The organism is Rhizobium sp. BK379, assembly GCF_014193955.1.
Taxonomy (GTDB): domain Bacteria; phylum Pseudomonadota; class Alphaproteobacteria; order Rhizobiales; family Rhizobiaceae; genus Rhizobium.
Map to the genome: position 1 here is coordinate 155283 of NZ_JACIAD010000011.1, position 9221 is coordinate 164503.

Annotated in this window: 10 protein-coding genes and 2 pseudogenes; 5 read left to right on the forward strand and 7 right to left on the reverse strand. The window is 57.4% G+C overall.

The genetic code is table 11. The features are described 5' to 3' along the window. Nucleotides 1-45 precede the first annotated feature (45 nt). The gene (locus FHT93_RS34300) at nucleotides 46-870 is read right to left on the reverse strand and encodes a Ku protein (protein WP_018114697.1); all 825 of its coding nucleotides are present in this window, start codon (nucleotides 868-870) and stop codon (nucleotides 46-48) included. A 10-nt stretch (nucleotides 871-880) separates the two neighbouring features. Then, nucleotides 881-1759, reverse strand: coding sequence for a Ku protein (locus tag FHT93_RS34305; RefSeq protein WP_183851343.1), 879 nt, complete (start codon nucleotides 1757-1759; stop codon nucleotides 881-883). Nucleotides 1760-2295: 536 nt separating this feature from the next. Here FHT93_RS34305 and FHT93_RS34310 point away from each other — a divergent pair. The 5 genes and pseudogenes from FHT93_RS34310 to FHT93_RS34320 all read left to right on the forward strand — a co-directional run bounded on the left by FHT93_RS34310 (nucleotide 2296) and on the right by FHT93_RS34320 (nucleotide 4251). Then, nucleotides 2296-2544: a hypothetical protein gene (locus FHT93_RS34310; protein WP_113207547.1), complete on the forward strand. Its 249-nt coding sequence runs from the start codon at nucleotides 2296-2298 to the stop codon at nucleotides 2542-2544. 412 nt (nucleotides 2545-2956) lie between these two features. Then, nucleotides 2957-3166 carry a cold-shock protein gene (locus FHT93_RS34315; RefSeq protein WP_112547310.1) on the forward strand — a complete coding sequence of 70 codons (210 nt, stop codon included), beginning with the start codon at nucleotides 2957-2959 and terminating at the stop codon, nucleotides 3164-3166. Nucleotides 3167-3285: 119 nt separating this feature from the next. After that, nucleotides 3286-3500: pseudogene (locus FHT93_RS35820) on the forward strand (hypothetical protein). Between the two features lie 32 nt (nucleotides 3501-3532). Beyond that, nucleotides 3533-3906: pseudogene (locus FHT93_RS35825) on the forward strand (DUF6481 family protein). A gap of 69 nt (nucleotides 3907-3975) precedes the next feature. Further along, nucleotides 3976-4251, forward strand: coding sequence for a hypothetical protein (locus FHT93_RS34320; protein ID WP_113207549.1), 276 nt, complete (start codon nucleotides 3976-3978; stop codon nucleotides 4249-4251). A gap of 138 nt (nucleotides 4252-4389) precedes the next feature. On the opposite strand, the gene FHT93_RS34325 is transcribed toward FHT93_RS34320, so the two are convergent. The 5 genes from FHT93_RS34325 to FHT93_RS34345 form a co-directional block, all read right to left on the reverse strand. Next, entirely contained in the window at nucleotides 4390-4821 is a 432-nt protein-coding gene (locus tag FHT93_RS34325; RefSeq protein ID WP_018114279.1) for a response regulator, read from the reverse strand. Next, nucleotides 4818-5945: a PAS domain-containing protein gene (locus FHT93_RS34330; RefSeq protein ID WP_029616321.1), complete on the reverse strand. Its 1128-nt coding sequence runs from the start codon at nucleotides 5943-5945 to the stop codon at nucleotides 4818-4820. The genes FHT93_RS34325 and FHT93_RS34330 overlap by 4 nt, the downstream gene beginning before the upstream one ends. A 238-nt stretch (nucleotides 5946-6183) precedes the next feature. Continuing rightward, complete coding sequence (locus FHT93_RS34335) at nucleotides 6184-7971, reverse strand: PAS domain S-box protein (protein ID WP_112547298.1); 1788 nt, start codon at nucleotides 7969-7971, stop codon at nucleotides 6184-6186. Between the two features lie 290 nt (nucleotides 7972-8261). After that, entirely contained in the window at nucleotides 8262-8561 is a 300-nt protein-coding gene (locus tag FHT93_RS34340; protein WP_112547299.1) for a hypothetical protein, read from the reverse strand. 57 nt (nucleotides 8562-8618) lie between these two features. Continuing rightward, nucleotides 8619-9221, reverse strand: a 603-nt coding sequence (locus FHT93_RS34345) for a TCP-1/cpn60 chaperonin family protein (protein ID WP_281413619.1), incomplete at its 5' end; no start/stop codon positions are given.

Here is a 9221-nt window from a genome sequence, read left to right on the forward strand (position 1 = left end):
ATGCAAACCGATTTACAATCGGTAACCGCCCCATTCGCCGCATTGTCAGCCAGCCTTTTTTCGGCCCTTGAGATCGGCTTGCACGCTCTTTTTCAATGCATCCATGATGTTGATGACATTGGAAGGCTGATCGGATGCGTCTTCCTTGGCCTTGCCTTTGGCCTTGTTGGCCGGCTTCAAAGCTTTCTTCTTCGAGGCAATGAGCTTGAGCAGGCTTTCCTGGATGGGATCTGTGACCATTGAGGGCGACCATTTCTTCAGCCGTGGCTTGATCAACCTTTTGATGGTCATGACGGTCTTGGGGTCGGACTTCGTTTCGATGTCCTGGAAATACTCTTTCTCAGGACGGACCTCGTCGCCGAAACGCAGGGTCCAGACCACGATGCCTTCGCCACGCGGCTCCAGCACGACAGCGCGTTCGCGCCTGCCGATGACCACACGCGAAATCCCAAGGACTTTTTCGGCCTTCATTGCCTCACGGATGACTGCAAACGCCTCGTTGCCGATCTTGTCGCTCGGCATGAGGTAGTGTGGGGTCTCAAGGTAGACCCATTCGATGCTTTCCCGGGGCACGAACGTCTCGATATCGATCGTTCGAACCGTTTCCAGCGCGACCGATTCCAGCTCGTCATCAGTCAACAGCACGAAGTCGTTCTCGCCGCGCTCGTAGCCTTTCGCCTCGTTTTCGTCCTTCACGGCCCTTCCCGTCACCGCGTCCACGTACCGCGAGACGACACGGTTTCCGCTAGCTTTGTTGAGGGTATGGAAGCGAACCTTTTCGCTTTCCGACGTCGCGGGGCTCATGGCAACCGGGCAGGTGACGAGCGAAAGTTTGAGATAGCCTCTCCAGTAGGGACGACGCGGGGCCATGGTGATCCTCCTAGCTGGCCTTCTTGTGTGCGGTCCTGGTGGTCGACTTTCGACCAGTAGTCTTCCCAGGTTTCCGGGCGTTTGAATTGGCGGCCTTTTTTGGTTTTGCCTCGCCCACCCCCGCACTCTCGCGCAACGCCTTGAGCAGGTCGTTGGGTTTGGAAACCTTGACGGGCTTGGGCTTGGGAAGCGTCTTGCCCTCGGCTTTGGCCTTAACCAGTTCTGCCAGCGCGGTTTCGTAGCGGTCATCGAATTCCGCCGGATCGAACTCGCCCTTCTTGGTGCCGATGATATGCTTGGCCAGATCGAGCATCTCGCCTTCGACCTTGATCTCCGGCATTTCCTTGAAAGCTTCTTCCGATGAGCGGATTTCGTAGTCGAAGTTGAGCGTGGTTGCGATGAGACCACGTCCGTGCGCCCGGATCAGGACCGTACGCATCCGGCGGAACAGAACGGTCCTGGCGATTGCCGTTACGTTGGCTTCCTTGAGTGCGTCGCGCAGTCCGGCGAACGCGTCCTCCGAGACATCATCAGTCGGCAAGACGTAATACGGCTTGTCGAAATAGACGTCGTCCACATCGGAGCAGGAAAGAAAAGCTTCGATTTCCAACATCTTGTCGGAATCCGGAATGACAGCGGTCACCTCTTCCGGATCGATCATGATGTACTGGCCGTCGCCGATGTCGAAGCCTTTGATCTGCTCGTCGCGGTCAACCGTTTCTTCGGTTTCGCTGTCAACAAATTCCCGGCGGACCCGGTTGCCCGTGGCTTTGTTGATGGTGTGGAAGGTGATGCGGTCTGACGTGGAGGCCGCCGTATAGAGACCGACGCCACAGCTGATCTCACCGATCTTGATGTGGCCTTTCCATTGAGCGCGATGTGCAGCCATGATGTAACTCCATCGGGAACCTTACGATCAACTCCCTGTTCTGGCTTTCGTTCCGAGCAGGCAAAGGGGAGGGATATGACGCAGCATTACGAGGACGAGGCCGATGACACCGAGGACAGCTCGAACTTATTGGACGCAGTCGTAACGTGGTTCCGCGTCTATCAGGTCCCGTTTGACAAGAGGGTCGCCGATGTGCTGTGCAGCGCGGCTATACCACTGGCCTCGTCCCGGTTCTGCAAAAGCCGGAGCGCCCGAGGGGTTGTGTTCGTCATTATTGAAGGCGAGGCCGGGCCAGCCGACGTTGTTGCATGCCGACACTGACGTTCGTGCTTATTCAAGAGCAGCAAGCAGAATGGGCCTCCTGGGCGTAAAAGTTGTTGCGAGTCTTTCTGGCAACACCGAAGCGGGAACTGTATTTTGGAACGGATTTGGCTGGATTGGAGCGGTGTAGTTGCAGTACCTCTAGGACTGCAAATCATTGCACGAGCGGGACGGCGAGAGATGGCTCGTCCGCGATCTCCGAAAGCAGGACCTTGATGAACGCGGATATGATAGCCGCCTGGGCCGTGGAAAACGGATTCCATGCGATCGATGCGGGAAACTACCGACGTCATGACGATACTGGCATGATGACGATTGAGATAAAGAAGATGTCGTTTCTCCTGATCGATGAGAGGCAGGGGCTGCGGCCGCACCTCATATCGCGGTTGTTTAAAGACATGCCCCTTTCCAGTGGGAGCGGCCGCTTGCAGGCTCTTCTTCTTGGTCGCATCTCCCATCGGTGACCCTCGCTCGGTCAACACAGCCCAACCAGTCCAGCACCGGTCAGGATCGTGGCCGTCGCCGATGAGTACTCTCGCCACGTGAAATCGTGGGGTGAGAACATGCCTGAGGTCGAGCTGACGAGCGAGAGTGTGGCTTCTATCCCATCAACAGTGTGCAACATTGCCATTGCCGACGCTGTCGCGCCTTCCGTCGGCGCAACCGAAAAGCGAAGGATAGCAGATTTTGAGAACTAAACGTGACGACGCGCCTTTGGTCCCGTATACGGTTTTCATCGATCTTTTGCTTGCCGAGCTTTGTCCACGGCGCGATTGGCACCGCGTTTTAAGCGAACTTCCCTTTCAAAAACAGTCGGTTTCATCTGCGTGGCTGCTGCTTCGCGGTCCCTTATTCTATACTTCGAAAGGGTTCATCATGACCACAGGCACAGTAAAATGGTTTAATTCCACCAAAGGCTTCGGCTTTATCCAGCCTGACAACGGCGGCGCTGACGCCTTCGTCCATATTTCGGCTGTCGAGCGCGCCGGCATGCGCGAACTCGTCGAGGGCCAGAAGATCGGTTTTGATCTCGAGCGCGACATGAAGTCGGGCAAGATGTCGGCCTGCAATCTGCAGTCCGCTTAATCGATATCTGCTTCCCTTTGACCACGGATGTACTGGCACTGCCGGAAGCAAGTTATCAGTTCGAGGCCAGGCAATTTCGCCTGGCCTTTATCATTTCTGTGGCTGACACGAGGAACGAAATGACCGAGACCCATAGTAAATCTCGCCAGGAGGCAGAGATCCCTTTCAGACCCAGTTCTTTGCCAAGAATGCGGCGATCGAAGAGCTCAAATCGGCAGAGCAGGCCCGAGATGAAAAGACGTTGCGCCTTCGAGAAGCCCGCCTGGCCAAGGAACAGGCTGAACGCGCTCTAGCAACCTCCACCCTCCTTGCCAGGCGTTCCAAGACACGCTGACCGTCGGCGCCTGCCACCATTAGGATGAAGATTTGAAAAACCACAACGATCTTGCCGACCGACGTTCAGCTTCGGCCAACGCCAAGGCCGCTCTTCTTAGCGCTTACCGAGCTGCCAAGACGGCCGCGGAACCGTCCCGACTTACCAGGCAAGCCGAGGCGCCTCGCTTGCCGAAGCGCGTGAAGCACGCCGTCTTGAGCGTGACCGCGTCAGCCTTGAGGCGCAAACCCGGCTTGAAGCAGAAGCGACGGAAGCACGGGCGGCTGCCGAGGCGGCAGCGCGGGTCGAGACCCACTCGAACAGGGCAGCAGAGGACGCACGCATCGCGCGGGCTATCGAAGACGAGGCAGCCCGCAAAGCCGAGCGTGACAGACGCTATGCCGCTCGCAAGGCCAGAAAATCCTAGCCCGCCGGGTAACGGTTCCTCTGCGCCGGGTTTGTTCGCCCAAAAAGTTAATCACACGGTGGAGCCGTCATGACCCCGGACACAAAAGAGCTGCAGACGATTAATACCGCCTGGCAAATTGCGATACAGGAAATCCTGCGCATGGTTATACGCGACATGTACCATGGCAGCGGCGAAGCCGCGTTCGGCGCTCACATCAAGCGTATTGAAGAAGCCGCCGTCGACAGCATCTACACGGATTTGAGGCTCCGCGGCACTGACGAATGGACGGAGGTCGTCGTCAAGGAACGGGCCAGCAACTTCGTGACGACACTTCTGACATCCTTCACTTATGACAGCGCCTGATGTGTTGGAGTGGCTGTGGCGGAGCGGCAGACCGGTCATCCCCCGTCTGAGCCGTGTTGCGGAGATGTGCCTTTAAGAATTGTTGCGCCTCTGCCTAACGCCTATGAGCTGACGCCGCAATTGCCAAGGTCACTCCGACTAAGAATGCCTGCGGAGCAGCAAGGGCCTTATATCGTCCGCGAGTACAAGGCTCGCCGGTGGAATGACATCTTCTTCACCCACCACGACCGCAGAGATGTAGGAAATAGCGTTCCTCATGCCGTTCACAGTGTAGGGCTTTTCGATAGCCCCGAGAGCGCCTGCGAAATCTTCAGGCAGCTTCTTGATGTTGCCGCTGACGAATACGTATGGGATCCCTTCGGATGCCAGATCGCGGCCGACGTCGATGCCTGTTGGACCGTCCTGTAGGTGAATATCGACGAAAGCAAAATCCGGGTGATGCGCTTTCATGAGGTCGCTTGCTTGTTTGCGATTCATCGCGGTCCCCGTCACCTCGTGACCGGCCATTTCGACCTCGCTTTCGAGCTCCATGGCCAGCAGCATCTCGTCCTCGACAATCATCACCTTCAATGCGCGCTCTCCTCTGTGTCGACCGGCAGCGTGACATCAACGGTTGTCCGATATCCGTCGATCCGCTTCTCGATCTTTGCGTCAACCTGCTTGGCGGATGTTTCAAGAAGGATACGACCGATCTCGGCCGCATCCTCATCGACCTCAACCGGTATAGAGGTGTCCTCCACCCTGATAAGAAAATGTGCGTTCAAGCGCTTGACGACGACATGGATGTCGCCGCCGCCGTCGCTCAACCCCCGCCGGACGGCGTCCCCGACAAGCTCGTTGACGATCAAGGAGAGAGGGGTCGCCTTCACAGCCGGCACATGGAGCGGATGCAGGTCGAGCGTCAGGCGGATATCCTTTCGTCCGACAGCTTCGACAAGATCTCTGACAAGTTCCTCCGTGAAGTCGGCGACGTCGAACCGTGAGACATCCTCCAGCGTGAACAGCTTTCTTTGAACTGTGCTCAAGGCCTCCACGCGGTTCAGCACGGACCGCAAAACGCGTTTCTGGCCCTCATCCCTGGTAATACGCGTCTGAAGCTTTACAATGGAGGCCATGGTCAGGAGGTTGTTCTTGACACGGTGGTCAACCTCGTGGACCAGAAGAGAGCTGATTTTCAGCGCAGCCTCAAGTTTCTCGGTGTGGGCGGCCACTTCCTCTTCGGCGCGATGACGTGCGAAAGCGAGATCAGCCTCTCTCGATTTAACGTTGGTGAAATCCAGCTGGGAAGCGAAGAAATAGACGATTCTGTCGCCATCATCGCGCACCGGAGATAAAAACAAAGCGTTCCAGAAAGGCTCGCCATCTTTCTTGTAGTTTAAGATGTCGATGGCGATATCGGAACCTGCGCTGATCGCCGCGCGGATGCGCGCCACCGTTGCCGCATTCGTCTCCGGGCCTTGGAGGAAGCGGCAGTTGCGGCCGACTACTTCACTGCTCGAATAGCCCGTCAGCCTCTCGAAGGCGACATTGCAAAAGATGATCGGATTGTCGGCCTGATTTGGGTCGGTGACGATCATCGGCATGCGCGTGGCTTTGAAGGCCGCGGCGAAGGGGTCTTCGCGCACGTGTCGTGCCACAAGGCGATTTCCGGCATCTTGCGCCGCTTCGGCTTGTTTTCGGTCGGTTTCCTTCATGATGACCTGATCGTTTATGGTCTCGGCGTAATGCATGACGGGTTATTCGAGTTCCAGTTCTCGCCCGGTAGCGCTGCAGACAGGGGCGCTCGAGCGACTGCTATCTGCCGCGGATGAGAGACACGAAGCAGTTGCTCCAGGCCCCCGCTTCAAGAATTCACGTATCGCCGATGCGTAAAATTGATGCTTGCCGCGCAAGGCGGGGACGACATCATGACACCAGACAGCGAAAAGTTTGCTATCGGTCCGATCCGGGCCTTCCCAACCAGCCATCCGGATCCAGGATCGCATCGATCTCGCAGATGACGCCGGTAGGGTTGTAGCTGATCGTCGAGCGCCCGTTTAGCTCGGCTGCCAGAAGCCTCTCAACGAGACGCGAGCCAAAGCCCTTTCGGGTTGGCGGCGTGACCGCGGGGCCGCCGCGTTCGACCCATTTGAACCGTAGCCTGCCGATCTGTTCTTCATAATCCCAAGAGATCGCAACTTTGCCTTGAGCGACCGACAGTGCGCCATATTTAGCGGCGTTCGTCGCAAGTTCGTGGATAGCTAGGGAGAAAGAGACGACCGCCTTTTGAGGCAAAAGCACGGCGCAGCCTCCAATCTCGAAGCGTTCAGGCGGATAAGGTTCCAGCACCTGACTGACCAACTCGCCCAGGTCAGCACGCTGCCAGTCCCGATGCGTGAGCAGATCATGGGCCTTTGCCATTGACATAAGCCTGTCATGGAAAGCGGTGACCTGATCCCGGCCGGTTTCGTTCCGGTCCAGGGTTTGTCTGGCAATGGCAATGACAGTCGCAAACGCATTCTTGACGCGATGGTTGAGCTCGCTTGTCAGGACTTTTTGCAGACGTTCGGCCTCCTTTCTGGCCGTGATGTCCTGGGACATCTTGGAAGCGCCGATCGTATTTCCAGTGCTGTCATAGATAGGAGAAACACTGAGCTGAACGTCGACTAGGCTTCCATCCTTCCTTCGACGCTGCGTTTCGTACGGCTCCACGATCTTTCCGTCGCTGACCTTCCTAAGAATTTCGGGCTCCTCGTCGCGACGTTCCTCCGGGACCAGCATCAGAACTGACTTTCCCACCGCCTCTTCGCGCGAGTATCCATAAAGCCTCTCGGCAGCTGCATTCCAGTTGGTGATCGTCATGTTCAGATCGATGGCGAGAATGGCATCATTCGAAGAAGCGATAATGGATGCAAGAAGACGCTCCGCTTCCTGGGCGCTCTTCCTTGCCGAGATGTCGATGGCGATGAAGCCAACCTGCAGGATTGACCCATCCTCACCTTTGAGGGCAGAGACTGAAACTGCTGTCCATAAGACACTTCCGTCCTTCCGCAAGCATCGCTTTTCCATATCGAAAGGTTCGCCGGTTTCGATCAGGTACTGGAAAAGCCGCTCGGCTTCCGGACGGTCGTCCGCAAACGTCAAATCCTGGAAGCGGATGCCCACAAGCTCCGCTCTCTGATAGCCAAGCATCTCACAAAAGCGTTGGTTGGCTAGCGTCATGCGTCCCGCAAGATCGGTCTGCCCTATACCCGCAGCGGATTGCGAAAACAACGCTCGTAGACGTTCCTCGCTTTCCTTGAGTGCTTGCTGCGAACGCACCCTTTCTGTGGTCTCGCTGACGATGCAAAACACGCCGCGGACGCTACCGGTTTCGTCCTTGATCGGCGAATAGGAAATGTCGAAATAGACGGTTTCTGGATGTCCATGGCGTTCAATGTAAAACTGGCGATCGCTGGCTGAGACAGTTTCACCACCATGAAGGACGCGATCCAGCAAAGGTTGGAGGTCGTCCCAGAGCTCGCTCCAGTTCTCCTTTGCCGGTCTTCCGAATGCGCGCGGATGCCTAAGGCCGATTGTGGGAGCGTAGGCATCATTATAAAGGGCCACATACTGGTCTCCCCAGAACATCACGATCTGGGCATGTGACGGAAGCATGATGTCCACCGTAGCCTTCAGGCAGGCGGGCCACTCCGACGGCGGTCCCAGGATGGAATCATCCCAAAGCCCGCGCTCGATCATGTGTGCTATTCCGGCGCACGCGGTTTTATCGTTCAATCCGAATGCAGACACTCTATGCGGCCCTGATGAAACAAGCAGTTGGAGATGCGAAGTTAAGCCGCTTGAACGCGATAACAAGGGGAGACACCCACCACCTGGGCGGTCTTTTAAGAAGTCGGATTGTGACGCGAGAATGGAACGCTTTTCGTACGGGAGATCTATCGGCGGTGAGCACATCCCGCGGCTGACTGAGATGATCCGTATGCAGCACATGCGTGGCGCATGCGGCCGCTTCCAGGTTGTGGTTCGTTTTACTGTTGTTGATGTCCTCTCTCATTTTCCGGCTCCATAGATAAACCGGTGGCACCCGGAGTGTTCAGGAGCTCAGCAAGGAGCGGACGGTGCTCCTCCTGCGCCACCGGCATGTCGGCGACTGCCATCGCTTTCGACAGAAGCCTGTCGCGGTCTCGCATGCCCTTGTTGAACAGTCTCGCGACTGTCGCCGTCAGCCGGCTGATGGAGGATGGGTCGCCCGACATCCCTTTGGCTCGGGCAACCTCTTTGACGACGCTGGCGCAAAGGCGCGCGTCTTCCTTCGATGGCAGGTTCATGGTTTCCTCCGCAAGTGGCTCGCCCCACGCGGCTGGGGCGAGCCTTCCCTATCGCCTTTAGAAGTCCATTCCCGCGCCGGCCGGCAGGGCAGGTGCGGCGTCCTTCTTAGGCTTTTCAGCAATCATTGCTTCCGTGGTCACAAGAAGGCCGGCGACCGATGCTGCATCCTGGAGTGCCGTGCGCACGACCTTGGCCGGGTCGATAACGCCTTGAGCGTAGAGATCGCCGTATTCTCCGGTCTGGGCATTCCAGCCGAAGGAGAACTCGGCCTTCTCCCGCAGCTTGCCAACGATGACCGAACCTTCGGCGCCGGCGTTTTCCGCGATCTGACGAACAGGCGCCTCAATCGCGCGGCGCACGATGTCGATGCCAACCCTCTGGTCCCGGTTGGCGGTGTCGAGATTGTCGAGCGCCTTGACTGCGCGAAGCAGCGCCACACCGCCACCTGGCAGAATACCCTCCTCGACGGCAGCACGCGTTGCATGAAGCGCGTCATCGACGCGGTCCTTCTTTTCCTTCACTTCCACTTCCGTCGAACCGCCGACGCGGATGACGGCAACGCCGCCAGCGAGCTTGGCGAGACGTTCCTGCAGCTTTTCGCGATCGTAGTCAGACGTCGTCTCCTCGATCTGCGCGCGGATTTGCGCAACGCGGCCATC